This is a genomic window from Pseudomonas sp. B21-032, from assembly GCF_024748965.1.
Lineage (GTDB): Bacteria > Pseudomonadota > Gammaproteobacteria > Pseudomonadales > Pseudomonadaceae > Aquipseudomonas.
The window spans coordinates 3,266,828-3,293,786 of the sequence record NZ_CP087180.1; the positions used below are offsets into that span (position 1 = coordinate 3,266,828).

The window sequence follows — 26,959 nt, forward strand, 5'->3', positions numbered from 1 at the left end:
ATCAGAAGTCCACCGTCGCCGACAGCTGCAAGGTTCGCGGATAGCCCGGCGAGATGGCGCCATAAGAGGCTACCCCCGACCAGTACTCACGGTCGAAGACGTTCTGCACCGTGGCCCGGAAGGTGGTCGGGCGGCCGTCGATGCGGGTGCTGTAGCGGGCACCGGCATCAATGCGGGTCCAGGCGTCCAGCTCCTGGGTATTGGCCTGGTTGATGTACTGGCTGGCGGTGTAGATCGCTCCGCCGGTAAGGGTGAAGCCCTCGGCCCAGGGGGTGTCCCACTCGGCCCAGAGGTTGGCCTGGACATCCGGCACCCCCACCGGCTCATTGCCCCGGTTGGCAGCGGTGGCCGAGTCGGTCAGCTCGCCGTCGAGCAGCGTCACCCCGCCGAGCAAGCGGGTGCCAGGCGCAACTTCACCGAACATGCTCAGCTCGATCCCGCGGTTGCGCTGCTCTGCCTGCACCGCGAAGACATTGCCGCTTGCCAGTTCACCACTGGGTTTCTCGATCTGGAACAGCGCCAGGGTGGTCATGAAAGTGCCGTGCTCGTACTTGACCCCCAGTTCATGCTGCTTTGACTCGTAGGGCGCAAAGGCCTCACCGGCGTTGGCCGCCGTGGCCGGGGCGATATCGCCCTTGCTCAGGCCTTCGACGTAGTTGTAGTAGAACGAGACGTCGTCCCAGGGCTTGACTACGAGGCCGACCACCGGCGTGGTGGCGCTGTCCTTGTAGCGTGAGCTCACTATTCCGGTGGCGCTGTAGTTGCGCGACTCGATTTCCTGGCGACGCACACCCAGGGTCAGTTGCAGGCGGTCTTCGAGCACCGACAAGGTGTCGGTCAACGCCACACCGGAGAGTTCCGACTCGGAGATGCGCAGCACCTTCGGCGCACTGATGTACTGCTTGGGCACATCGATCGGGTGGTAGATGTTGGAGAGGATTTCGCTGCCGTTGTTGATGCCCCGGGACAACTCGTCCTGATAACGGGTCGCCATCAGCGTGGCCGTATGGTTGACCGGGCCGGTGTCGAACAGCGCGCGCATGCCCACGTCCGCCGTCGAACGGTCGACGTTGAACTTGTAGTAGCCGGGAATGTTGCTGGTGTCGCCCGCCTCGTTGAGGATTCGCGGTACCTGGTCGGACATCCGCTTGACGTCCGCCTTGCCGCCGCCTGCGTGGGCAAACACCGTGACGGAGTCGTTCAGGTCATACTCGCCGCCGAGCAGTGCCGATTGCTCGCGGGTATTGGACCAGCCCCAGTCCTGCGGCAGGTTGCTGCGCCCGTTCGGCGCCGACGGTACGTCGATGCCCGGAGCCACGGTAAAGGGCCGCGAGGAGGCGTCCCATTTTTCTTTCTGGCTGATGAAGTCAAGGTTCAGGCGCAAGCGCTCGCCCTGGTAATCCAGGGCAATGGCGCCGATATCCAGGGCGCGTTGCTGATCGTCAATGGCGGTATCGCCCTGGGCGACACTGCCGTTGAAACGCACGCCCCACGCTTTCTCGCTACCGAAGCGGCGGCTGATGTCCAGGTGCCCGCCTACCTGGGTGTCGGAACTGTAGCTGGCGGTAAAACGGGTCAGGTCTTCGGCCAGCGGCCGCTTGGGCACGATGTTGATCACCCCGCCGACACCGCTGTTGGGGGAAATGCCATACATCAGCGCCCCGGGCCCCTTGAGTACCTCGACCCGTTCGGCGTATTCGGTGAACACCCGGTAGTTGGGCGCCACGCCATACACGCCGTCGAAGGCCAGCTCACCCAGGTTGCCTTCGCCCACAGCAAAGCCGCGAATGAAGAACGAGTCGACGATCCCGCCGGTCTGCCCGGTCGAGCGCACCGACGGGTCGCGTTCCAGGGCATCGGCGACGGTGACCGTCTGCAGGTCGGCCAGGGTCTTGGCGGTGTAGCTGGTGACGCTGAACGGCGTGTCCATCACGTCCTTGTTGCCGAGCATGCCCACGCGCCCGCCACGGGCCACCTGGCCACCGGCATAGGCCTCGGGCAGGCCGCCTGCGCGGGTACTGGTGGCCTCGATGGTGGTGGCGTCCAGAGTCAGGCCGTCGGCGCCGGCAGGCAGCCTGGCGAGGATGAAACTGCCGTCGGCGCGCTCAAGCAATTGCAGGCCGCTGCCGGCCAACAGCCGCGCCGCGCCGTCGTGCGCTGTGTAGCTGCCGCGCAGGCCCTGGCTGTGCTGCCCTTCGGTCAGTGCCGGTTCGAACGACAAGGCCATACCAGAGGCTATGGCAAAGCTCGACAGCACGCGCCCCAGCGGCCCTGGCGCAATGTCGTAGGCCTGGGCGGCGACGGCATCCAGTGGCTGGGCGGCGGCAAGCCACGAGGCGCCACTGCCTGCGACCAGGGTAAGACCGAGCATGGCGCTACGCACGGCCAGGGCCAGTGGACGTTGAGCGCGAGGGCGACTTGCAACAGACATGACAGAGGGATCCTTTGGACTGGATAAATGAGGTGTGCACTCCCCTTGCCAGTCGAAACGCAAAAAAGTATCAGCGCCAGCCAGGTTTATTTTCCTGCGCCTGACTTAGGCCGGCGTGAGCAACAGCCAATAGCCGTTCAGGTGCGCCTTGACCGCCAGCGGGTAGGTCGCTGCCAGCATGTTCAAGGTGCGCTGGCTGTCGTTGAGCGGGAACGCGCCCGATACGCGCAGGTCGGCGATCTGCGGGTCGCAGCGGATGAAACCGCGCCGATAACGGCCAAGCTCGGCGGCAAAATCTTCCAGGCGCATGCGGTCGGCAAGCAGCATGCCCTGGGTCCAGGCGCTGATGCTGGCGTCGACCGCCTGTGGTGCACGGCTGCTGTGGGCATCGAAGTCGGTCTTTTCTCCGGCGCGGACAACCTGCACCGCGCCAGGGCGTGCATTGGCCGGTTCGATGCGGACGGCCCCTTCGAGCACCGCCAGGTAAGTCCGCCCGCCCTGCTCGCGCACGCAAAACCGCGTGCCCAGCGCTTGCATGCGGCCTTCGCGGGTGCCAACCCGCAACGGCCGTGGCGGCTGCTGGCGGTCGGTGGCGGTGTGCACGAGGATTTCGCCACGCAGCAACTGGATGAAGCGCTGCTGCGCGTCATAGCGCACATCGATGGCCGAGTCGGTGTTGAGGAACACCCGGGTGCCGTCGGCCAGGGTCAACTCGCGGCACTCGCCCAGCGCAGAGCGGTAGTCGGCCATCCACGCTTGCTCGTCGCTGACCTTCCAGCCGGCCCAGGCGGCTGGCACTGCCGCGAGCATCAACGCCAGGCGGGCGATGGCGGCGCGCCGGCGCGGGTCTGCCGGGCGATCGAGCGCCGACATGGCCAGCGCCGGCGGCAAGCCGCCGAGTTTGCCCAGCAACAATTCGGCGCGCTGCCAGGCGCGCTCACGTTCGACGCTGCTGGTGCGCCAGGCCGCCCACGCCGCCTGCTCAGCCTCAGAGGCCTCGCCTTCGCTCAGGCACATCAGCCATTGCGCCGCTTCATCGAGCGCTTGCGGGTCAATCGCGGTTGACGTCATCACTCCACCAGCGTCAGGCACTGCAAGAAGGCCTGTTTCATGTAGCGTTTGACGCTGATCAGCGAAACGCCGAGCTGTTCGGCAATCTCGGCGTACTTCATGCCGTTCAGTTGCGACAGCAAAAAGGTGCGCCGGACCACCGCCGGCAGGGCATCGAGCATGGCATCGATTTCGTGCAGGGTCTCGAGCACCAGCAGGCGCTGCTCAGGGGACGGCGCCTCGGGCACCGGCAGTTGCGCCAGCGCCGTCAGGTAGGCGCGCTCCAGCGATTTGCGCTGGCACCAGTTGGCAAGAATGCCGCCGGCGACGCAGTTCAGGTACGCCCGCGGGTTGTCGAACACCGCCACCTTCGAAGCGAGGATGCGGGTGAAGGTATCCTGCGCCAGGTCTGCCGCATCCAGCGCATTGCCCAGGCGCTTGCGCAGCCTGGCGTACAGCCAGCCGTGATGGCCACTGTACAGCGCCTCGACAGTACGCAGGTGGGAGTCGGCAGAAGGCAGCGCATCGCTCATGGGGTGGCGGTTTTTTGTAATTGATAACGATTTTCAATACTAATTTAAACCGTTGCTGCGCCGCAACTCATCACTGAGCACACTCAAGCCGTAGGGCAAGTCCCCTTGCGGCCCGGCGGGCCAGCCCAGGCGCAGGTGCTGGCGAAAATCGCCCTGCAGGCTGAACAGCTCGCCCGGGGCAATCACCAGGCCCTGCTGCAGCAGGCGATGGAACAACGGCCGGGTCTCTACCGGGGCGCATACCCGGGCCCAGATGCAGCCACCGCCGGCGGGCATCTGGAACTCCAGCTGCGAGCCCAGGTACAGCTGCATCTGCCGGTACAGGAGGCCCAGGCGCTCGTGCAGACGCGCCCGCAGTTGCTCCAGGTGCACATCGACACGGCCCTTGCTGTACAGCCTGGCCACGGCTTGCTGGCGCAACGGCGGCAGGCGAAACCCGCGCAGCAGGAACTGGCGCAGCAAGGGCCCGTGCCACTGGCGCGACAGCAGGAAGGCGTAAGGCGCTTCGGCGCCAACGCTGCGCTCCAGCGACGAGAACACCAGCAGGCGCTGCGGGTCGACCAGTTCGCGCAGGTCAGCGCCAGAGCCTGGGCTGAGGCACAGTTCGCTGTCCAGGTCGTTTTCCAGCAGCCACACGCCGTGCTGGTTGAGCAACCTGGCCACGGCCTGGCGCGCGGCCTCGGGCATGATGCTGCCATGGGGCAGGCTCAGGCGCGAGGCCAGCATCGCCAGGCGCACCGGCTCGTCGCGCAGCAGCCGGGCAAAGCGCTCGAGGTCAAGGCCGCCGTCGGCCTGCAAGGGCACTTCGAGCACCCGTATCCGCGCCGCCTGAAACACCCGCAGCAAACGCCAGGAACAGGGCGTGGTCACCACCACGGCGCTGTTGTGCAGCTCAAGGGCGGCCAGGGTGGTCTCCAGCAACGAGCGCAGGTCCAGCGCCAGGTAGACATCCTCGGCGCTCCAGTACAACTGCGCCGAGCGGGTATAGCGCGCCGCCAGGGCGGTGCGCAGTTCCAGCTCGCCACAGGGCTGGGGGGCGCCGCCCAGGCGCGGGTACTGGCGCAGCAACTGGCGCTCGATGCCCAGCAAGGTTGCCTCCAGTGACTGCGGCGCCTGCTCCTGGCCGCCGCTGAGCACCAGCATGCGCGCCGAGTTGGCGTGCTGCTGCAAATCCTGGAGCAGATCGCCAGCGCTGGGCCGTGCCGGCTCAAGGGCCGGCCCCCTGGCGTAGTAGCCCGACTTGGGCACCGGCTGCACCCGCCCTTCGTGCTCAAGCAGCGAATAGGCGTACTGGACCGTCGAAATCGACACGTTCAGGCGCTGGGCCAGGTCGCGCAACGACGGCATCCGGCTGTAGCTGCCCGGCGCCATCTGCTCGATCAGCTCAACCAGGTAGCGATACACCGCCCGGTAGGCGAACTCGCTACTGTGCGGGGCTTTCATCAGTACCGGCCTGGCTGCTCTGCCTTGAGCCAGGCCCAGGACGGCGGCTGCACGCGCAGGTGGCGCAGGTCGGCGCCGCGGCCCTGGATTCGCGCCAGCAACGAACGCGGCCGGGCCCAGCTTTCCGGTTCACGCAGATAGAGCATCTGCAGCAGTGGCAGGTCCAGGCCACTGATGTCGACCATCCACTGCACCACCGGCTCCGGCGCCGGCAATCGTTGCAGGGCCTTGTGCAGGTAAGGCAAGGCCACCAGCATGCCGGGGTGACAGCGGCGCAAAAACACCTCAAGGCGCAGGCCCCGGGAAACAAACGGCGCAAACAACTGGCAGACCAGCTGCGCTTCGCTCAAGCCGTAGGCCTGCAAGGCGAAGTCGCTGGCCTGGCTACGGCGTTGCTGTAACTGCTCGGCGTGCTGCCAGCGGCCCAGCAGGCGCACCTGCAACGTGCGCGGCAGGCCCTTGCGCTGCATGCGCTGGCGCGCCTGGCGCAGGTAGGCATCGACGCCTTCGCGGTAGTCGCTGTCTTCGATGAACTGCCCGTGCAGCCCGCTCAGGTGCGCCAGCAACAGCGGGTTGGCGGTGCCCGCCTGCGCGCAGGCAAAGTACTGCTCGTCGAAGCGACAGCCCAGAAAGCGGTTCAGGCGCTCGTCATACGGCAAGTCGGGGTCATGCACCAGGTCATCGATGATGATAAAGCGCATCGCCGGCGCACAGTAATCGCCGTTGGGCCCGGTGGCCATGGGCCTGGCCTGGCCGTACAGCTGCTGCAGGTAACGCTGGCGCAACTCGCTCATGCCCTCGCACAGCGACGTGGCACAACTGTGTATCGGCCGGATGCACAGCAGGTCTTCCTCGCGCAGGGCGCGGCGGCTCCAGGCCAGCAGGCGCCTGCGCTCGAGCAGCGGCTGGGCGGTGATGATGGCATCGACACCGCCGCGCCAGCCGATGGCCTGGCGGCACAGCTCGGCAAGGCGCAGGGTGCCATGGCTACCGAAACCGGCCCGTGGCCCGCCAGCGAGCAAATGCCCGAACAACAGCAATTCGTGACGCTCGGCCAGTTGCTGGCTCTGGGAAATAGCGTGGCGGCGGTCGAATGGCAGCAACTGCTGGTCATCGAGCATCAGCAGCTCGACGCGCGGATCATCGTGCAAAAACAGCGCCGAGAAGCCCTGCTCGATATTGTTCAAGGCCGTAGTACTCATGCCGGCCTGGCGCACCACGGCGATACGCAGCTCGAAGGTGCCCGGCGAGCGCGCGGCGATGCTCAGTTGCGCCGCGCGCAGGCAGGCCAGGGCATGGCTGGCATTCTGGCTGCCATCATGGGCGAACATCAGCCTGAAGCCGTTGATGCGCTCGGCCCCGCCCGCCGCGACAATCAAGCGTTGAATCAATAACTGCAAAGAGGCCCGCTGGGCCTGGGACAAATGCTCCAGCAAGCGCGCCAATACTTGCTGGTAGATATACTGCATGGCTTGATCGTGAATGCTGCTCATAACGCCTACCCGATTTCAATAAACGGCCACCTGAAAGAAAAAGATTCCATTGAAGAACTTTCAATCAGCAAAGAAGGATAAATAAGCTTATCCTCAGAAACCTCCTACAACTTCCTACGGAAATAACTTCAGAAGCTCTTGCTCACCATCGTTCTTCCCTCCCCCAGCCCGGCAGCACAGCGCCTTTAACCCCTGGCTTACGACCCATCATGCCTCGCTCCGTGAGACGACTATTGAAGAACTATTATCGGGCGTTGCCCCGCGAATAAAAGATACAGATCACGGTAAAAAAACCATTCAGAATCATCTTCGACAATACCGATAATCAGACAGGCTGCCTGTGCTTTTTCCTATTGCACAAACATAGCGCAAGCAGGCAAGCGTCAGCAGGCAAAGTTACCTCGGAAACATCCTAAACAACCCTGGGAAATACCCACAAAAAAGCCCGAGTCAATGCTCGGGCTTTTGCCGTGATGGACAGTCGTGCTGCGTTTACTCCGCCTGCGACAAGTCCAGCACCAGCCGGCCACCGCAAGGGCATTCGTCCATGTAGCGGTGCGCCTCGACCACCTTCTCGAACGGGTAGGTCTTGATGATCAGCGGCGTCAGCAGCTTGTCGGCGGTGAACTGGTTGATATCGCGCAGGGCGCGCTGCAGCGCCACCTGGTCCTGGCTGATGCCCAGCTCCGGCTTGCCGGTGAAGTTGCCGATGCAATGCACGAAGAACTGGATGTTCTTCTGGAACGCCGCACAGGCCGGGAACGGCGTCTGGTTGCCGCCTTGCAGGCCATACAGCACCAGGCTGCCACGCGGTGCCAGGGCATCACCGAGCAAGGCCATCTGCGGCCCGCCAAGGCCGTCGAGGACCATGTCGACACCGCGGTTGTCGGTGTACTTGTTGATCTGCATGAGCAGGTCCTGCTCTTCGGTGACGATCACCTTGTCGGCACCGAGCTTGATCAGGTAGTCGCGCTGCTCGGCCTCTTTGGTCGCGGCAAACACCTTAAGGCCCAGGGCCTTGCCCAGTTGCACGAAGGCCGGGCCGGCGCAGTGGCTGGCGTCGGTAATCAGCGCGGTTTGCCCGGCCTTGGCCCGCGCCAGGTCGACGAAGGCAAAGTAGGCGATCAGCAGCGGCGTGTAGTGCACGCTGGCCTCGACCGGCGAGAGAATCTCGGGGTAACGGGTCAGGGCATTGCGCGGCATGACGATGACTTCGCCGTACACCGGGTGCTCGTTGGCACTGCTGGCCGGAAAGCTGGCAACCTTGTCGCCAATGGCCAGGTCATCGACACCTTCGCCCACGGCTGTAACCACACCCGCCATCTCGTGTCCGATACCGGCAGGCAGGCGCGCCTGGGACGGCGCCAGGTTCTGCCGCCAGAGCACGTCGTACCAGCTGATGCCGATCGCTTCAACGCGAATCTGCACCTCGCCAGCCGCCGGTTGCGCCGGGGCCTGCTCTTCGATCTTGAGCACCTCGGCCGGGCCGAACTTGTGGAAACGGATCATGCGGGACATCGCAAACCTCGCCAATTGAACCTCTAATGCCCTGAACTCTATCCGGGCTTTGACGGTTAGACCATCAGTGGCCATTAATAGTCAACATGCTTGTCATTGATTGATGGTAATGCAGCGTCCATCAAATTATGCGGTGCAGGGTAGCAGCCTTTACCCGTAAGATTCACCCCTGCCCCATCCGCCTTGTGAAGCCGAGCCGATGAACCGTAACGACTTGCGCCGCGTCGACCTGAACCTGCTGATCGTCTTCGAGACCCTGATGCACGAGCGTAGCGTGACCCGCGCGGCGGAAAAACTCTTCCTCGGCCAGCCGGCCATCAGCGCCGCCCTGTCGCGCCTGCGCAACCTGTTCGACGACCCGTTGTTCGTGCGCACCGGGCGCAGCATGGAACCCTCGGCGCGGGCGGTGGAGATCTTCGCCCTGCTGTCGCCGGCGCTGGACTCGATCTCCACCGCAGTCAGCCGCGCAGCGGATTTTGACCCGGCGACCAGCACCGCGGTGTTTCGCATCGGCCTGTCGGACGATGCCGAATTCGCCCTGCTGCCGCAACTGCTCAAGCGCGTACGCGCCGAAGCCCCGGGTATCGTCCTGGTGGTGCGCCGGGTCAACTACCTGCTGATGCCGGCGCTACTGGCCTCGGGGGAAATCTCGGTCGGCGTGAGCTGGACCAACGACCTGCCGGCCAACGCCAAGCGCAAGGTGCTGCGGCGCAGCAAGCCCAAGGTCCTGCGTGCCGACAGCATGCCCGGCAGCCTGAGCCTGGACGACTTCTGCGCCCGCCCCCACGCCCTGGTGTCGTTTGCCGGCGATCTGGGCGGGTTCATGGACGAAACCCTGGAAAAGGTCGGGCGCAAGCGCCACGTAGTCCTTGCCGTACCGCAATTCAACGGCCTGGGCAGCCTGCTGACCGGCACCGACATCATCGCCACCGTCCCCGACTACACCGCCGAAGTGCTGACCGCCGCCGGCGGCCTGCGCGCCGAAGACCCGCCGCTCGAGGTGCAGACCTTCGAGCTGCACATGGCCTGGCGCGGGTCGCAGGACAATGATCCGGGGGAGCGGTGGTTGCGGTCGCGGATTCAGATGTTCTTCGGCGACCCTGACAGTCTTTAGGGGCTTCGCGGATGCTTGTTAGCTGATCATTTCTGCGTTTTTCTAGCCTCGAATAGCCATTTACTTCCAGCTAATTGCTAAATTTGGGGCATATTTGAGGGCATGCTTTGGATGGTTTGAAAAGGATGCCCCAACCGAAAATGCTCAGCGCTTTCGGTAATCTGCCGACCACGCTGTTCATCTTGGGTGACAAAACTGTCTTCGCGGTGATTTTTCGCTTTCCAGAGTGCTCCCGAGAGTAAGACCGCCGCTTAAGCTCACCACCTTTGAAAACCAGGCTGCCCCAGCAGACTGGCGCGGAGGATTATCGGCGCTGACCAACGGCCAGAGATTACCGAGTCATGAAACGCAAGCCGAAGCCAGGCCTACCGCGGGTATTCGACAAGCCCAAGTACCGGGAGCGGGATGTCATCGAGCGTCTATTTGGCTGGCTGAAAGAGCACCGCCGGCTGGCCACGCGTTACTGCAAGCTCACAACAAGTTATGAGGCCATGATCACATTGGCCTGCCGCCGGCGGTGCTTATGACATCTCTTTTCGTACAGTGCCTAGTGCCGACGTTTTCGTCTGCACTGAAGCCCCCGTCCTGCCGCCTGAGCCATTACAGCCAAGCATTCACAATGCAATGTCCTGTAAAAAATAATTTTACATTTTTTGTAAGCTACATTTTTCGTAAGCTATATTCGATGTACGCCATGGTTGGCGACCATTACTCCGAGCCAGTGAATCCTCATGATCAACGAGCCAATCCAGCGTTCCGAACTCCTCAAGACCCTGCTGTTGTGGGGCGGTCGACTCGGCAACGCACGCCTGCGTGAACTGTTAGGAATGAAGGTCACTCGCGTCAGTCAGATCATGAGTGAATTTCATAGCGAACACCCCAACTGGATGGAGTGGGACTCCGTCGCCCGAAGCTATCGGGCCACTCCAGCGGCTTACCGCACAAAGATCGACACCTCTTCATCGCTGGATCGTTATCTGTCATTGGTAGGGATTTCCCATACCCAGAACGAGTCGTCCAGCCAGCAAACGATATGGAATGCGTTTCCCGACATTTCCACACCTGTGCCGCGTGTGTTTGCCCAGATCAGCGAAGCCATCGAGCTCTCCCGGTGCATCCAAATCAACTACCGCTCGATGAGCAACCCTAGACCCCATCGGCGCGAGATCTCGCCTCACAGCATCGTGCGAGCCGGCCGTCGGTGGCACGTGCGTGCGTTTTGTTCGACCCGCCAGGAGTTTCGCGATTTCGCGCTGGGACGCATTGACTCCCCAAAGCTGCTGGCCACCCCTGCCGCACGGTCAGCGGACGATGACCACCCCTGGAACACACAACTTCAGGTTCGGCTGATCGCCCATCCTAGATTGAGTCAGGCGCAGCAGGAGATGATCCGGTTCGAATACTTTTCAGGTACGGCGGCGCGGGTAGAGCGCTGTCGTGCAGCGATGGTCTCGTACTTCATACAGGACCTGCGCGCAGCAACGGATACGTCGAAACAGCTCCCTCCGGAGTTTCAGTTGGCTGTCGAGAACATGGAGGATCTACGACAATGGATGTTCACAGTGTAGGAGGCGCTGGCGCGAAGCTGTTCGAGCGCATACCTGATCGATTGTTCAGCCCGCTCGCCTCTACCAACCGGCTTCAGTACTGGTCGCTCCTGTGTTACCTGTACCGACGCCGTTTTGGCCCAGATGCACCGTTACCACCGAGCCGCGGCTTTGCCCCGCGGGACCTTTTACAGGATGTCGAAGACCATATCCGGTACGCGCCCGATTGGCATCTGGAGGACGGCGATGATCCAGGGCTTAGCGTGGACCAGCGGGCGTCGAACTACTTCCGCCGCTTAGTACAGGCCGGCTGGTTCCGCACCGAGAAGCATGGGCTCGCTCAAACCATTTCGATGGCGCCGCCCGTGAACCAGATGCTCACGTTGCTCATCGATTACGCGGACAAGGACCCGGTCTTCGTCTCCGGAAAAATCCACTCCATCGATGCGCTGATCACCAAAGTAATACAGGGCGAAGGGGGCGGGGACCTGTTTCGCGAGGCAGCAGAGCAATGCCGGAATCTGCTCATCTACATCAGGACCACCGGGACCAATGTACGCGACCTGATGGCCTCGATTTCCACTCAGGAGACCACCGCAGACTACGCTCGCCGCTTCTTTCAGGACTACGTCGTCAACATGTTCATCGGCGACTACAAGGAGCTGCGCACCCAAGAACACCCCTTGGCCAAACGCCCGCATATTTTGCAGGCGGTCGAGAAGCTCGCCACGATCCCCGAACACCGGGCCAAGCTGATGAATTGGTACATCACTCGACTGGCCGACGGAGACGAGGCAAGAGCCGCTGCGGCTTTTGGCCGCGACCTGCGACGCCTGGAGGAACTGAATCGCGTCGAGGAGTATCTTGAGCGCCTAGACGATGAGGTCCGCAGCGCAAACAAATGCGCACTGATCGTTTTGCAGTATCGACTTCAAACGATCCGTCCCATTGACGATCTGCTGCGCCAAGCCATCGACGGGCTGCTGGGCAGCGGACTGGAAGGCGGGTTTGAAGGTGCCATGGACGCCTTGCCGCAGGTGTTCGCACCAGATGCGCTGATGAGCGCTGCCAGGCTTGCACAACCGCGCAAGGAAATTCAGCGCCTACCTCCGGCGCCCCTACGAAAGGCTGTGTTGTCGGAACACACCCGGGCCGTGGGCAATCTAGTCCGACGCGCTCAGGAGCGCAGGCGCATTACTCCGGCAAAACTACGCGACTATGCCAAGGCAGCGTTAGGTGAACACGACAAGGTCAAAAGCCAGGACTTGCCCGTCGACAGCATTGAAAACCTGCGCGCCTACCAAAGCTTCAACAGTCTGGCGACGGCTCTCAAATCAAAAATCGCCACCTCCGGAATACAGGCCCGAAAGCAGATCCCGGGCTTCGATGTGGTGTGCGACGAAGACGGTACGAGCGAGCACCCCTTCCTCATCGCGCAGTCATTTCAAATCCGTCTGCGCAAAACAAAATCCGACCACAAAAGGGAATAGCCATGAACAGCCACTGGCAAGATCTGGCGAGCAATTCGAATGGATACTACGAAGAAGACGATTTTGCTGCGGCCACCTATCGTTTGGTCACGGATCAAGTGATCTATCACTCAGACCTAAAAGGGCGAAAGATCTACTCCATCATCGACCAGTACGAACGCCATATCGCCAAGGCTCTGGCACCGCTGGGAGTGACCATCGGTGTGGATCGTCAGTTGCTGTACGCCTATGCCCTTCCCCAACACCCCAGCCTCACGACAGCAACGATCCCGCAGACGATGTTCGCCCTGGTATTACGCGGGCTCTATGAGGATGGCATGCGCGCGGGCCAGGTGTCGGACGACAGTGGGGAAATCATCTGCGACTTCATCGAGCTGCAGGAAAAATACCGCCTGATGACCAACCGGGAGCTGCCGCCCAAAGGTGAGCTTGAAACCCTGATCCGCACGGCCAGACGGTGGGGCATCGTTCGTCGGCTGGAGGCCGGCGACACCCATCTGTCAGGACTGAACATCGAATCCGACGATGGTGGCATCGCGATCCGCCCCGCCATACGGGTCATCCTCGGCGAAGCCGCTCTGCAGCAGCTTGCCCTGTGGGGAGCCAAGGACCGCGACGTCGAACTGCCGCCTGCAGAAGACAGCGATGCCCAACAGCCTAGCCCGGACGACATCCCATGAAGCGCCTTGAAAGCATCAAGCTGGTCCAGTTTCTATTGTACGAAAGCGAAGAATTCCCTGTAGGAGAAACCAGCGGCATCTTCGGTCCCAACGGCAGCGGTAAAAGTTCGGCGTTGGATGCGGTCCAGATTGCGATGTTCGGGGCGAACAAGAATCACATGGCCTTCAACGCCCAAGCCGACTCATCGGGGGTCAAGATGTCGCGGTCGCTTCGCTCCTATTGCCTGGGGCAGTACGGCGACGAAATCACCCAGTGCGCACGCCCTAACGCCACGACCTACATCACTCTAACCTGGAGAAACACCGAAACGAACGAGCCGACCACGACCGGCATCTGCATTGAAGCCTCACTCGACAGTGAGGACGCGACGGTGGTGGGTCGCTATGTGGTCAACGGCATTGAACTGGCCATGGCCGACCACCTGCAATCCATTGAAGGTGACCTGACCCCCCTGCCCTGGAAGAGTTTTCGCACCCGCTTGATGGAGCGCGCGAAGATTCTCGGGGAAAACCCGTTCTACGATGACCCGTCTAGCTTTACCAAGCAGGTCCTGTTCGCGTTGAGGGGCAGGAATGGGCAACCCTCCTACGATGCCTTCATCCGGGCGTTCCGCTTCGCGCTGAGGATGAAGTTCGACAAGTCTGTCGATCACATCGTCCGCAACGATGTGCTGGAGAGAAAGCCGACGAACATCAAGAAGTTCAAGGCCATTGTCGACACCTTCAAACACCTCAATCTGCTCATCGAAAACGTTGAAAAGAAAATCGCTCAGGGCAAGAAGGTCGCCGGCCGCTACCTCGAGGCACAGACCAAGCTACGCCGTGCAGTCTCATGGCGTGGCCTGGCAGCCATTGCTCAGGAGGAGGAGGCTCAACTCGCTTGCGAAACCGCCGAGGAAGTTCTTGAACAGGCCAGAAGAACGACTCAACAGCTCAATACTGCCAGCCAGCACATGAGCGATTCGCTGGCTGCCTCGGAGGGCGAACTCAGTCACCTGAGCACGCGTCAGCAACTGCATGCCGCGCACAAGGAAAATGCAGACGCCCAGCTGGATCAGCAAAATGCTCAACAGCAGCTGGCCAGAGAGACAGAAGTATTTAATGGAGACTTTCAAAAGGTCAGCAGCGCACTGGAGGGTGTTGCCCAGTCGCCTTATCTGACAGCGCTGCAAGAGCAGGCTCGATCACTTGCGGCGCGCCTGCGCTTGTTGGTCGCCACTCCGGGCTTGGCCAGCGTAGAGACCCTACGAGCGCCGCTGGACGCCATGGCAGTATTAGGGCAAGAGATCAGGGCACAGCTGGAGACCGTCCATCAGGACCTTTCGGATCAGGCGTCCGATTTCGCAGATCAGGTGCGCATTCTGGAAGGCTCACTCAAACGGGCCGAAGAAGGACGGGCACCGCTGAGCAACTATGCCCAGATTCTGTTGGAAGAGCTGCGGGATGATGGGCTCCATCCGACCCCGGTGTGCGATCTGGTGAAGATCACCGATGTACGTTGGCAACCGGCAATCGAAGCCTACCTGGGCAAGAACACCGAAGCCTTGTTGCTGCCTGAAGATCAGGAAGAGCAGGCGTTTGCGATCTACCGCGGCTTGAAGGGGCGCCGAACGGCCTTCGGTGTCAAGATCGTTCGCAGCAACCAAGTCAAAGTGGCCCCTATGAATCTGAACGGTCTGGCCGCAGAATTGATCGAGGGCACCAATCCCATCGCCGTCGCTTATCTGCGCGGTCAGCTCGGCAACCTGAAGCGCGCCGAGAAAACCGGCGATGCGCTCAAGGGTGAAAGAACTCTGACCGTGGACGGCATGTATGTCAGCCCGCGGGACTTTGAACGGCTCAAACTCGATGATGACAGACTGCGGATCGGCGCGGGGACGCGAAGCCAGACCGAACGAATCAAGGCCGACTTGGCATCTGCTACGCTCAAGCTCAAGCAGACACGGGAGCAACTGAGCGCTGTCAAAGACACGCTGGACCTTACCAACGGTTTCGGCAGCGAGCTTGCCAGCCGCCTGCTCGTTAGCCGGATGACGGCGTACGAACAAGCCGTTCGCCAGAGTGAGCTTGCTGACCAGCGGGTGGCCAACATCGCAGACGCGGAATACCTCGAGATCTGCGAACGTATAGCGACACTTCAGCGTGACGTGAATCAGCTCAAGCTGAAGGAGCGAGCAGCCTCTACAGCCGCCGCGAGAAGCGAATCACTTATTCCCGGGCTGGTAGCCGCTCATACCAGCAGCAAGCTTCATTATGAGCAATGCGTTCTGCTCAAGCAGCAATGCCGTGAGCAGGTCGACTATGACGCCGGTTTCGTGTCTACCGAATGGAGCCGACTGATCGAGCGTTTCGAATCGCCACAGGCGATGGTTGCCCATTGCAACCGAGAGTCCCAGCAAGACGAGCAGGCCGGAACCAAACTGGCAACCAGCGCGCAAACCCAATTGTGGGCCTACCTTCAGGAACACCGAGAGTCCCTGACTCAACAGGATCTAGAGGACTGGCGGATCGCCAAGGCCTGGATCGACAGCTATGTACAAAAGCTCGAAGTCACCGAGCTTCCCGAATACAAAGCGCAGGCCCAAGATGCGTATCAAGCCTCTCAGGAAACGTTTCGGCGGGACGTGGCCATCGCGCTCAACACCAACGTTGTGTTTCTTCGACAGACCTTCGAACGGCTCAACGCAGCCTTGAGCAGTACTCCACTGTTTACCAATGGGGAGCGCTACCAGTTCATGTACAAGACCCGGCCACAGTACAAAACTCTGCTCGATTTCATCAAAAAAGTCGCTGACTACGGCGTAGACGGCGGGCTGTTTGGTGAGGCTGGCACCATTCCGCCTGAGTTTGAAGAGTTACTCAAGGAAAAGGCCACTGCTGGCAATGCAGGCGAGAAAAGCCCACTGGATGACTATCGTGAATTCTACGAATTCGATATTCGCATCGAGCAGGTCGCACCGGACGGCACCGAAAAGACCATTGGCCATCTGAGCAAGCGGATTGGCTCGGGCTCAGGAGGCGAGCATCGTGCTCCGCTGTACGTCATCGCCGGTGCTGGCCTGTGGTCCGCGTACCGCATGGACCATGGTGCCAATGACGGCTTACGCCTGATTATGCTGGATGAAGCATTCGACAAAATGGACACCTCCAACATTGTGGCCACGATGAAGTATCTGCAGGAGCTTGGCCTGCAGGTCCTGCTTGCAAGCCCTGGAGAAAATCTCGGGATCCTCAACGCATTTCTCGACAACTACTTCGAGATTCAGAAGGACGCCGTGCGCCACGCGGTACAGGTTGATCGAGTGGATGTTACCCAGGCGATGCGGGATCAATTCCGTGAGGATCTCTGGGAGTTTCATCCAGAGCTGATCGAAGAAGAGATGCTGTCGATGAAGGCGAAGTCAAACGGCCCTCAGATCTCTCCTGACGGGGCGGCGCTATGACAGAACAGATCGCCCAGGAGCTTCTTCTGAAACTGCTAAAAATGGGTAACAAATCAGAGGCGGGAGTGCGTCAGCATGCCCCCGCGCTGACTGCTGCCAAACTCAAGCCTTATGGGTCGCTGAGAAACTGGCATCAGAAACGTGAGTGCGAGGAAATCTTCCTCGCCGCACGTGATGCCGGCGCTATCAACTTCTTGCGCGACAAACTCAATCCTGAGGACGGGCTCATCGAGCGGATTGAGCTGATCGATACCTCCGTACTCGCCCGTTTTTTGAAGCAGACAACGCATCAAGAGATCATGGCCGATGCCAGAGAGCTGCTTGCACCTCATCTGGCGCGGTATGACGTGCTGGAGGAAGTCATCGAGCGGTGGTCGCGCATGGCCAATGTGCGTAGTTACGGACCGACAGACGCAAGCAACTGGATCGAGGCCATCACCGTAATCGACCAGTGCTTGCAGATGCAGGACGTTACACTATCGCCCGTGCGCGAAATGAGCGCCCGCCTGCTTCGCAACAGCAAAAGGATCGAGCAACTGACAGTCCAACTGGATGTTCTGCTGCAAGGGTCGATTGAAGCGGCGGCGAGAACACCCGCAGAGGTCTGGCAGGAGCTTGGCCTGTTCAAGGAGGAGCAACCTGTACTGCTGGCCGGCAACGTGGCCATCGTCAGGACTCGGGTGACGGCCATGCTCGACGAGCCGTATACAGGTTTGCCTGCGACTGCCATTCAGTCGATCTCAGGGCCAGTAGAAAGCGTGCTTACCATCGAAAACCTAACTACGTTCCATTCTGAGGCCAAGCGTCATCCTAGTCGTCCCACTTTACTAATCTACACAGCTGGCATGCCATCCCCGGCGTGGCGGGCTATGTATCAACGATTGTTGTCGGGCATTGCGCCAGGAACGCCCGTTCATCACTGGGGGGATGTCGACGAAGGCGGCTTTCGCATCGCCTCTGTTCTGGCCAAGACATCAGCGGCCGCCGGTCATGCGCTCATGCCTTATGCCATGACCCCAGACCACGTCCCTGTGAGCATGAGAAAGCCAGCCTCGAAACGGACACTGACCCGGATGAAGCATTTCGCAGAATTAGCGGGCTGGGCAAGCCTGGGTAAGGAATTGTTCGAGGCAGGGTTTATTGTCGAACAGGAAGCGCTTTAGGGGCTGTACGCAATCCCGAGAAACGTATCATTTCCCTGGAAGTGGTGTAACTCATCCTGCGGCGCTATTGAGCGTCCTCCCCGCCTATGCTTGATCAGCAGAAAGCCAAGATTGACCATGTAAGGATTTTTCCTTACTATTCAATCAATACATCCGGGAGAACGCCCATGCCTGCCATCCACGAAATCGCAACGCTAACCTCGAAGGGACAGGTCACACTGCCCAAATCCGTTCGCCAGCTTTTGGGCATTGACACTGGTGGCAAAATTGCATTCGACGTACGCGGGGGTGAAATCGTGGTCAGCCGCGTAGAAACCACCCACGAAGACCCTGCCATCGGTGCGTTCCTGGGTTTGCTGGAGGCTGATATCCGAGGCGGCCGCAACCTCACCACTCTGCCAGAAGACTTGGCGCAAACCATGCTCGCCAACGCAAAGCACTCCGTAAACCTGGACGAAGATATCGATGGTGAGGTCGCGATCTGATGCTGCGAAATGGCTGGACCCTGTTGTTCCATGAAGGTGTGACTTTACAGCTACGCAAATTGCACGAAGCCGCCGCCCGAGCTGAACAGAACGATCCGCAAGGTTTTGAGAGCAACGCCAACGTCAAGCTGTTTCGGGCATTGAGCCATCTGATCATGGAGGCTGTACCTGCCGACCCAGGCCGTGATGAGTTCCGCCAAGGCAACACGCTGGGCACCGCCTACAGACATTGGCGCCGAGCAAAAATCGGCAGGCGCTTTCGGCTGTTCTTTCGCTACGACTCAAGGTCCAAGGTCATCGTCTATGCATGGGTCAACGACGAAAATACCCTACGGTCCGCAGGCAGCAAATCAGATCCCTACGCCGTATTCGAGAAGATGCTGGGCCGCGGCAACCCTCCTGATGACTGGGATGCGCTGACTGCTGCGACGCGTAGCGACTGGGACGAGCCCAAAGCATAAGTTGCGCGACTGGGTGAGGGATGAATCTTTTCAATCATGCGGTCGCCGATGTACTTACCGGTGTTCTGATCACAGCTGTTCCGTTAGCTGCTATTTCTGTATTCGATCAGAACAAAGGCGAGTTCCTATTCTGCCGCATCGACACTAAGGCACTAGACGTCCCTGATGTAACCGCAGAGCCAAGGCCGACATCGGCATAAGCGGTACCTAGGCACGCGGGCGCTCGCACTCGACCGCCCGCTAGCTGCGCCTGACTACCCGACACATGTCGAAACCGCACCGGCCACTTTGCGTTAGCGGGGCCGAACAAGAACTGGGCTGCGCATAACCAGCTTTGGTTTCCAGGTCAACGAGGGAGAACGTCTGGGCGTTCCACTTCCCTACCCCAGTTTGGGCGTACACTGAAAGCCACCCGGAGCCATGCTGGAATTTGTCAGGAATCGCCATTCGCGATCGCTCACATAGCCAGTGCGGTTGGGGGCAATAATGGGGGCACATTTGACTTTTTTCTTCCTGAAAACACCGTCCTAGAGCCTAGTCAAAATGTTTTTTGGCGATCCGGACAGCCTCTGAAAGCACTTCAGAACCTGCGCCAGCTGTTCAACGCACTCGCAACCCGAGTGAGTACAAGGCCAAGCCTTGCCTGAACAACGCCCTCATCAATCACACTAATGATTACTATCGAGTACCCCACCTGTCTGCTTGCCACAACCACCCCCTATAATCGCCTGCAGATTTTCCCCGGTCCCCTCGCCTGCCCCAGGCGATATCCCCCCTTGGAACCCCGCACCATGCCAAGCGCAAGCCAAGGCCGTCACGGCCTTCCCGAACATAATCAACAGAGCGTCAAGCAGCAGTGGCTGGCGATTCTCTCGGTCGCCGTGGGTGCCTTCGCCCTGGTAACCAGTGAGTTTCTGCCGGTGGGCGTGCTCAACGATGTCGCCAGCGACCTGGGCATCAGTGCCGGCCAGGCCGGGCTGATGGTTACCCTGCCCGGTATAATGGCCGCCCTCGCCGCACCCTTGCTGTCGGTGGGCATTGGCGCGCTGGACCGGCGTTATCTGCTGATCGGCCTGACGCTGATCATGATCATCGCCAACGCTGTGGTGGCCTACGCCAGCGACTTCAGTCTGCTGCTGTTCGGCCGCGTTCTGCTGGGCGTGAGTATCGGCGGTTTCTGGGCGACGGCCATTGCCCTCAGCGGCCGCCTGGCGCCCAAGGGCGTGGGCGTGGCCCAGGCGACTTCGATCATCATGGTCGGTGTGACCCTGGCCACCGTGCTGGGCGTGCCCGTCGGCACCTGGCTGAGTGGCTTGATGGGCTGGCGCATGACCTTCCTGGTCACTGCGCTGGTGGGCGTGCCGGTGCTGCTGGCGCAGGTCTTCCTGCTGCCGCGGCTCAATCCCGACAAGGCCATTCGCATCAGTGACCTGCCGGCCCTGTTTATCAATCCACAAGCCCGGGTTGGCTTGATTGCGGTATTGCTGATTGGCCTGGCGCATTTTGCCGCCTACACCTACGTCGCACCGTTCTTCAAACAGAGTGCCGGCTTCGATGGGCCGACCATTGGCTCACTGTTGCTGCTGTATGGCGTGGCCGGGGTGGCGGGCAATATCTTTGCCGGTTTCGCCGCCAACCGCAGCGTGCGTCACACCCTGATGCTGGTCGCCCTGATGATCGCCATCAGCACCGCGCTGTTCCCCTGCTTCGCCACCGGCATGACCGGCGCAGCGCTGCTGATCGCGCTCTGGGGCTTCGCCTTCGGCGCCTTCCCGGCCTGTGCCAGCATCTGGATGTTTGTGGTCGCACCCAAGGATGTCGAACGCGGCATGCCCCTGTTTGTCGCCATGTTCCAGGTGATCATCGCATTGGGCTCGTTCTTCGGCGGGCAGATCGTCGACCAGCTGGGCAGCTCGGTGCTGCTGAGCCTGGCCACGGCCCTGGTGGGCTGCGGTTTCGTCACGGTGCTGGTGCTGGGGCGTAACGTCAGCAATCGCCTGGCAGCCCAACCCGCCTAGCCGCTGGACAGACCCGTGGCCAATAGCTAGACCTTCTGTACTGAATCTATTCTCACTGTCGCGTTCAAACGCGACAGTGAGTGGACAGCAAGGCATTGCAATGACAACAATCGCTGCTAAATCCCGCTTCGAAGCAAAGCTTCTGCGCCCGGCAAAGCCTGGCGACGATACCTCGTGGGCGTTCGTCGTCCTGCCAAGAGAGGCAAGCGAACAGCTTCCCCGGCGCGGCCGCACCAGCGTTGACGGCACCATCAACGGGCAGCCTTTCCAGGCAACGCTTGAGCCCGATGGCCAACTGAGCCATTGGCTGCAGGTAGACAGCGCCTTGCTCGAAGCCGCAGGCGCGGCCGTGGGGGATGTCGTTACACTGGAGCTGACCCCGGTGAAGAAGGAGCCCGAGCCCGACATCCCGGCCGACTTTCAGCAGGCCCTGGCCAGCGCTGGCGAGGCGCGTGAAGTCTGGAACAGTACGACAACCCTCGCACGCGTCGACTGGATCCACTGGATCACGTCAGCCAAGCAACTCAAGACCCGGGCAAAACGCATAAGCGATGCCTGCGATATGCTTGCATCCGGCAAGAAGCAGGTGTGCTGTTTCGATTCATCCGGCTACTACAGCAAGGCGTTGCGTGCGCCCGAGGCAGACAGCGCATAGTGCGTGGTCAATCATTTTGCAGAACGTGTTTTCGCAATCCAGGCGAGATGCGCAGCTACAGGCGTATAAACCCCCGGCGACTCGCGTCCACACACATTGCCGTAGCTGACAATTCCAATCTGGACTGACTGCCCATCTTCAGCCCGCTTGAAAAGTGGCCCACCACTGTCCCACGAGCACGCATCTTTACCCTGTTCTCCCGCACAAATAGCATTTGCCGGTAATGTAGCGTTGTAATGCTTGCTGCAATCACTAAAGCCTACAACCGGCACCTCAACTTCCAACAGCAGATTTGATTTAACGCCAGCCTCGGTCAAGCCCCAGCCGGTGGTCGTTAGGCGCGTCCCCGGCTTGATCAGGGCCGTCGCCTCTGCCTGACTGGGCAAGCGCATAAATCCTCGCACCGGTATGGGTGTGTCCAAGCGAACTAATGCCACATCAAATTCTTTCCCCCTGGGATCATACTTCTCATTCACCACCACTCTCTTTATCTTGACCTTCGCAACAGCTTTTGTAAGGTCGTCAGCGTTGTACCCCACATAAAACTTCGAATCCGGCTTTCTACTTTTTGTGGTCGGATCGAAAAAGCAGTGTGCAGCTGTTAATACCCAAACCGAATCAATCGACACCCCACCACAGACGACTGCAGACCTGGTATCGGCTGCACCAAACTGCAGCAGCGCAACCTGCCAGGGTGAAAACTCAATTTTGACCGGCTTACCGTTATAGATCGTCGGCTCAGCGTATTTTTCTATCCAGGCTTTTAATTCGTCGCTGATCTGTTTCAACGCTCCTGCCGATGTGTTGCCATAGCCAACCGTCGCCAGTGCGACAACGGCAATCACGGCCCACGCTCGAACGCAGTTCATTAGCGCAGACCTACACGCCAGGTATCAACGGAAATGGAACACTGGTTCCCGCTTTGCGATGTGCTTCGTTAGCAGCAATCTTGGCCTTCAGCAACGCAATTCGAGCCGACGTAACGTCCACCGCCACAGGGGTTTCGGGAAGCAACGCATCAGCCAGGGCTTCCTCTGCCTTCTGCACTTCGAGGTCGGCAAGCAAAGCATCTTCGCGCGCCGCTCGCCGGGATGCTTTATCCGCATCTTTAGCGTCTGCAGATTTAGGTAAATAGCCTTTAAGCACCGTACTTACCTCTTCCTTTGAAGAGGATAGGGCATTGCCCAGATACAACGCGAACTTGCTTCCCTCACTGGTCTCACTTAACGTTAGCTGCGTTACAAAGTAGGTGAAGACCTTGTCTTCAAGATCAACGTCTTCGCCCATGCTTTCACACGTAGCGGGTTTTTTATCGGCTGTGCGCGCGGGTCTATAATCACACACCGTTCCAGCCCACTTTTTGCGGTGTTTATTTGAGTTGGCAGCCTCAATGGCGTTGTCCAGGCGTTCACGATCAGCCGTCAATGAGTAATTGCATCGATCATCATGCAACTGATGGTCTTTACCCAGCTTGAGGTTCTGGGCGCTCATGGCCGCACAGTACGTATCGACCGCCGCGACAACACGTTTGTCCAGGTAGACACTTTCCGGCTGAGAAGGTGTTGGGTCCTTGGGGTTTAGAATATCGAGCGCCAACAAATAGCGAGCCACCCTGGCTTCCTGTTTTTCCTTAGCCTTAGTGGCATCTGCGGACGCTGGTGGGAATGCAATGGGAAGCGTCGACGCTGAGCTCAGGCGCCAATCGCCTGCCTTTATTTTCTCGCCCCGACGAATGTCCTTGAACGTCATCTCAGCGGAACCAAACGGCGCAGCGCCCCCAGGAACGGTCAAGGTAACGGCGACGATGAAGTCGCGTTTCCTGGTACCAAATAATCGCCAATAGTCAAACTCGGTTACCTCCAGATAGTTTGGCGTCAGCTGAAAGTACTGCAGTCCTCTGAGGCGATTAAGTTTTGCTTCGTAGTAAAAATGTAATTTCGTTAACCCCTGGAAAGCCTCGACTTTGGCTGCAAATTCATGCTGGGTTATCGACTTCGGCTCAAATTCACCACGAACAACCACTAGGCAGTTTGTTCGGCTGAGTATGTCAGCCTCTTGGCTGACTTTATAAAAATAGTCCGCGGATTTCGCTGTCGATGCCGTAGTCTTTGTTTGACCAGCAGCCTTCAATGCCTCGGCAGCCATATCGACTGCCCCCTCTATCAGCTTCGGGGCCATAGCTGCAGCAATCAGTGCGATCACTCCGGACCGATCACTGTCTTTCACGATGGGAGGGGGAGGATCACTGGGGCACGTTGACTGCCAGACTACACGGGTCTGCAGCGATCCCTCGGCAGCGTAAGCTGGGCTGATCGCCAGAACACAACATGCCATGCTTATGGCGATTCCCCCGCCTTTAACGAAAAACGATAGGGGAATCTGATGAAGCATGAGTGCTCTGGCCATGACTCGCTCCTAGCAGGCTTTAACAACTAATAGCAGTTGGCCATGAACCCTGCAAATTAGTGGCTGCCCACATGGTTCGCGAGAAACTGATTTTAAGCAGTAAACGGATCGATAACCCGCTCAGACTAAAACAGGCACCCCCTCCTCCTTGCCAACCGCATGCCCACCCGCGACAAAATCTTCCTTGCGCAACACCACCAACGCCAGCAGCGACGCCACCCCGGTGCCCACATAGAAATACCAGGGCGCAGTGATGTCGCCAGTCAGCTTGATCAGCCAGGTAGAAATCAGCGGCGCACTGCCGCCGAACACCGCCACCGGAATGTTGTAGGCCACGGCGATGCCGGTGGAGCGGATGCGGGTGGGCAGCAACTCGCTCATCAAGGCGTAGGTCGAGGACGCGTACAAACCGAACAGAATCGCCACGGCCATCAGCGGCCAGAACAGGGTCGCAGGCGTGGCGCCCGGCGCGGTCTTGAAGAACCAGTACATGGCCAGGGTTGCCAGGGTGCCGATCACCAGCAAGAACGGCTTGCGCCCGTAACGGTCGGTGAAGGCGCCGCCCAGCGGCATCACCAGCGCCGCCGAGAGGCTGGCGACGAAGACGTAGAGCAAGGTGGTGCCGCTGTCGAACTTGAGGGTGTTGGACATGTAGGTCGAGGCGAAGGTCAGCACCAGGTAGAAGATCGAGCTGTGCAGGGTGATGATGAAGAACACCAGGGCGATCGCCCGCTTCCACTGCCAGACCTCGCGCAGTGGCGCCTTGGAGGTCTGCCCGGCCTCGACCAGGGCGAGGAACTCCGGGCTGTCTTCAAGCTTGAGGCGGATGTACATCGAGATGAAGCCCAGTGGGCCGGCCACCAGGAACGGAATACGCCAGCCCCACTCCTGCATCAGCTCGGCGCCCAGGGCCCAGGTCATGCCATTGGCCACGGCGCCGCCCAGCAGCAGGCCGAGCACCGCGGTGACCATCAGCCAGCAGGTGGCAAAGCCGCGGCGGCCGGGGCCGGCGTATTCGGAAATGAAGCTGGTGATAGTGCCGATCTCGCCACCGGCCGAGAAGCCCTGCACGCAGCGGATCAACACGAGGATTATCGGCGCGGCGATGCCGATGCTGGCGTAGGTTGGCAACAGGCCGAGCAGGAAGGTCGAGCCGGCCATCATCACCAGCACGGTGATCAGGGTTTTGCGCCGGCCGATCTTGTCGGCCAGGGGGCCGAAGAACAGCCCGCCCAGGGGCCGGATGAAGAAGCTCAGGGCAAAGGCGGCAAAACTTGCCAGCAGGCTGCTGGTGGGGTCGTCAGAAACAAAAAACGCCTTGCCGATGTACACGGCGAGAAAGCCGTAGACGCCATAGTCGTACCACTCGATCAAGTGGCCGGAGGTGGCGCCGATAAAGGCCCGGCGCCGCTGGCGCTGGGGGTTGGAAGCTGGCACACCCATAGTGGGGACTCCTGTCGTAGTGCTATCCATGAAATACCGCGCGTCAGAGGTTGATCAGAGGCTGCGAAGGCTCCTGTAACCACTGGCGCAAGCGGGTCTTGAGAATCTTGCCATAGCTGTTCTTCGGCAGCTCGGGGCAAAAGACGAACTTTTTCGGTTTTTTGAACGAGGCCATGCGCGCCAGAAACCACTGGTTGAGGGCCTGCGCATCGAGGCTATCGGGTGAACGCAAGGCCACGAAGGCTACCACCGATTCGCCCCATTCGGCATCGGCCTCGCCGACCACGCAGACCTCGAACACTTCGGGGTGCTGCATCAGCACTTCCTCGACTTCGCGTGGGTAGATGTTGCTGCCGCCGGAGATGATCACATCCTTGCAACGATCGGTGAGGGTCAGGTAGCCCTGCTGGTTGAAAAAGCCAATGTCGCCGGTCAGCAGCCAGCCGTTTACCAGGGCCTCTTGGGTGGCTTGCGGGTTGTCCCAGTAGCCCAGCATCACTACTGGCCCGCGCACCACGATCTGCCCCGGCTCGCCCGCGGCCACCGGCTGGCCTTGGGCATCCACCACGCGCACCTCGACGCAGGCGTGGGCACGCCCCACCGAGGCGGCGATCTGCGCCCAGTCGGCGTGTCCGCGATCGGCGATGGCCTGGCGCGACAGCGCGCTGATGGTCATCGGGCATTCGCCCTGGCCGTAGATCTGCACCAGGCGCGGGCCGAAGGTGTCCAGGGCCTGGGCAAGATCGGCCAGGTACATTGGCCCGCCACCGTAGACGATGGTCTTGATGCCTTCGCCGGCATACCCCTGCAGGCGCGCCTGGTCGACCATGCGCTTGACCATGGTCGGCGCGGCAAACAGGCTGACCTGGCCCAGTTGCTGCGCAAGTTCAAACAGCTCCGCCGCCTGGAAGCCGCGCGAGGCCGGCACCACATGGCGGGCGCCACAGCGCACATGAATGAAGTTGTACAGGCCGGCGCCATGGGACATCGGCGCGGCGTACACCACCGCGTCACCAGCGGCCACCGCATCGACGTCCAGTGGATAGCACAGGGACATGGCGATCAAATTGCCATGGGACAGCATCACGCCCTTGGAGCGCCCGGTGGTGCCGGAGGTGTAGAACAGCCAGGCCAGGTCGCTGTCCTGGCGCGGGTACGGCTCGGGCAGTTGCTCATCCGCCAAGGGTCCTTGCGGGCTCGGCGTGTGCGCCGCCAGTTCTTGGCAGCCGCTCGGCAAGGCGCCGCTGGCGAACACCTGGCCGTCATCTGTGTAGACCAGCCGGGCGCCGGCATTGCCGGCAATCCAGGCGGCTTCCAGGGCGTGCAGCTTACTGTTGATCGGCACCGCCACCGCGCCGCTCCACCAGATGGCGTACAGCAGTTCGAGATAGCGGCAGCTGTTCTTCATCAACAGCGCCACCCGCTCGCCCGGCGCAATGCCGTACTGCTCGCGCAGTTGCACGGCGCGAGCCCGGGCCTGGGCGGCGAACGCCTGGTAGTCGGCAACCTGGCGCTGCCCCTCGAACAACGCCGGGCGCTGCGGCCAGCGCTGGGCCGCATCGCGCAGCCAATGGGCGATGTTCATC

20 protein-coding genes and 1 pseudogene are annotated in these 26,959 nt (G+C 60.7%); 11 read left to right on the plus strand and 10 right to left on the minus strand.

Annotated features, from left to right (window positions below):
• Position 1: 1 nt before the first annotated feature.
• The 6 genes from LOY54_RS15060 to LOY54_RS15085 all read right to left on the minus strand — a co-directional run bounded on the left by LOY54_RS15060 (position 2) and on the right by LOY54_RS15085 (position 8,468).
• A complete protein-coding gene (locus LOY54_RS15060) occupies positions 2-2,431 on the minus strand; it encodes a TonB-dependent receptor (protein ID WP_258606940.1) in 2,430 nt (809 codons plus the stop codon).
• Between the two features lie 105 nt (positions 2,432-2,536).
• Entirely contained in the window at positions 2,537-3,502 is a 966-nt protein-coding gene (locus tag LOY54_RS15065) for a FecR domain-containing protein (RefSeq protein ID WP_258606941.1), read from the minus strand.
• Entirely contained in the window at positions 3,502-4,014 is a 513-nt protein-coding gene (locus LOY54_RS15070; protein ID WP_123566563.1) for a sigma-70 family RNA polymerase sigma factor, read from the minus strand. The genes LOY54_RS15065 and LOY54_RS15070 overlap by 1 nt, the downstream gene beginning before the upstream one ends.
• Positions 4,015-4,053: 39 nt before the next feature.
• Positions 4,054-5,457 (minus strand): PLP-dependent aminotransferase family protein, encoded by a 1,404-nt coding sequence (locus tag LOY54_RS15075; RefSeq protein WP_045198170.1) that lies wholly within the window; start codon positions 5,455-5,457, stop codon positions 4,054-4,056.
• The gene (locus LOY54_RS15080; RefSeq protein ID WP_258606942.1) at positions 5,457-6,926 is read right to left on the minus strand and encodes a hypothetical protein; all 1,470 of its coding nucleotides are present in this window, start codon (positions 6,924-6,926) and stop codon (positions 5,457-5,459) included. The genes LOY54_RS15075 and LOY54_RS15080 overlap by 1 nt, the downstream gene beginning before the upstream one ends.
• Before the next feature lie 516 nt (positions 6,927-7,442).
• On the minus strand, positions 7,443-8,468 hold the full coding sequence (locus tag LOY54_RS15085; RefSeq protein WP_045198168.1) for a zinc-dependent alcohol dehydrogenase family protein: 1,026 nt from the start codon (positions 8,466-8,468) through the stop codon (positions 7,443-7,445).
• A gap of 199 nt (positions 8,469-8,667) precedes the next feature.
• Between LOY54_RS15085 and LOY54_RS15090 the strand changes: the two genes are divergently transcribed.
• The 11 genes and pseudogenes from LOY54_RS15090 to LOY54_RS15140 all read left to right on the plus strand — a co-directional run bounded on the left by LOY54_RS15090 (position 8,668) and on the right by LOY54_RS15140 (position 21,524).
• On the plus strand, positions 8,668-9,582 hold the full coding sequence (locus LOY54_RS15090; RefSeq protein WP_093382064.1) for a LysR family transcriptional regulator: 915 nt from the start codon (positions 8,668-8,670) through the stop codon (positions 9,580-9,582).
• A 335-nt stretch (positions 9,583-9,917) separates the two neighbouring features.
• A pseudogene (locus LOY54_RS15095) lies at positions 9,918-10,109 on the plus strand (transposase); the annotation flags it as partial.
• 204 nt (positions 10,110-10,313) lie between these two features.
• Complete coding sequence (locus LOY54_RS15100; protein ID WP_201215488.1) at positions 10,314-11,150, plus strand: YafY family protein; 837 nt, start codon at positions 10,314-10,316, stop codon at positions 11,148-11,150.
• Positions 11,132-12,619, plus strand: coding sequence for a Wadjet anti-phage system protein JetA family protein (locus LOY54_RS15105; RefSeq protein WP_258606944.1), 1,488 nt, complete (start codon positions 11,132-11,134; stop codon positions 12,617-12,619). Before LOY54_RS15100 ends, LOY54_RS15105 begins: the two co-directional genes overlap by 19 nt.
• Positions 12,620-12,621: 2 nt before the next feature.
• The gene (locus LOY54_RS15110) at positions 12,622-13,299 is read left to right on the plus strand and encodes a DUF4194 domain-containing protein (protein WP_092250095.1); all 678 of its coding nucleotides are present in this window, start codon (positions 12,622-12,624) and stop codon (positions 13,297-13,299) included.
• Complete coding sequence (locus tag LOY54_RS15115; RefSeq protein WP_258606947.1) at positions 13,296-16,742, plus strand: SbcC/MukB-like Walker B domain-containing protein; 3,447 nt, start codon at positions 13,296-13,298, stop codon at positions 16,740-16,742. Before LOY54_RS15110 ends, LOY54_RS15115 begins: the two co-directional genes overlap by 4 nt.
• On the plus strand, positions 16,739-17,905 hold the full coding sequence (locus tag LOY54_RS15120) for a Wadjet anti-phage system protein JetD domain-containing protein (protein ID WP_092250101.1): 1,167 nt from the start codon (positions 16,739-16,741) through the stop codon (positions 17,903-17,905). The genes LOY54_RS15115 and LOY54_RS15120 overlap by 4 nt, the downstream gene beginning before the upstream one ends.
• Positions 17,906-18,072: 167 nt before the next feature.
• Complete coding sequence (locus tag LOY54_RS15125; protein WP_092250104.1) at positions 18,073-18,390, plus strand: type II toxin-antitoxin system PrlF family antitoxin; 318 nt, start codon at positions 18,073-18,075, stop codon at positions 18,388-18,390.
• The gene (locus LOY54_RS15130) at positions 18,390-18,851 is read left to right on the plus strand and encodes a type II toxin-antitoxin system YhaV family toxin (protein WP_092250107.1); all 462 of its coding nucleotides are present in this window, start codon (positions 18,390-18,392) and stop codon (positions 18,849-18,851) included. Before LOY54_RS15125 ends, LOY54_RS15130 begins: the two co-directional genes overlap by 1 nt.
• Positions 18,852-19,642: 791 nt before the next feature.
• On the plus strand, positions 19,643-20,869 hold the full coding sequence (locus LOY54_RS15135; protein WP_258606950.1) for an MFS transporter: 1,227 nt from the start codon (positions 19,643-19,645) through the stop codon (positions 20,867-20,869).
• 100 nt (positions 20,870-20,969) lie between these two features.
• A complete protein-coding gene (locus LOY54_RS15140) occupies positions 20,970-21,524 on the plus strand; it encodes a YdeI/OmpD-associated family protein (RefSeq protein WP_258606952.1) in 555 nt (184 codons plus the stop codon).
• 11 nt (positions 21,525-21,535) lie between these two features.
• On the opposite strand, the gene LOY54_RS15145 is transcribed toward LOY54_RS15140, so the two are convergent.
• The 4 genes from LOY54_RS15145 to LOY54_RS15160 all read right to left on the minus strand — a co-directional run bounded on the left by LOY54_RS15145 (position 21,536) and on the right by LOY54_RS15160 (position 26,958).
• On the minus strand, positions 21,536-22,369 hold the full coding sequence (locus tag LOY54_RS15145) for a trypsin-like serine protease (RefSeq protein WP_258606954.1): 834 nt from the start codon (positions 22,367-22,369) through the stop codon (positions 21,536-21,538).
• A 34-nt stretch (positions 22,370-22,403) separates the two neighbouring features.
• The gene (locus LOY54_RS15150) at positions 22,404-23,930 is read right to left on the minus strand and encodes a hypothetical protein (RefSeq protein ID WP_258606956.1); all 1,527 of its coding nucleotides are present in this window, start codon (positions 23,928-23,930) and stop codon (positions 22,404-22,406) included.
• 120 nt (positions 23,931-24,050) lie between these two features.
• The gene (locus LOY54_RS15155; RefSeq protein ID WP_213604282.1) at positions 24,051-25,373 is read right to left on the minus strand and encodes an MFS transporter; all 1,323 of its coding nucleotides are present in this window, start codon (positions 25,371-25,373) and stop codon (positions 24,051-24,053) included.
• Between the two features lie 43 nt (positions 25,374-25,416).
• Complete coding sequence (locus tag LOY54_RS15160; RefSeq protein ID WP_258606958.1) at positions 25,417-26,958, minus strand: class I adenylate-forming enzyme family protein; 1,542 nt, start codon at positions 26,956-26,958, stop codon at positions 25,417-25,419.
• Position 26,959 lies beyond the last annotated feature (1 nt).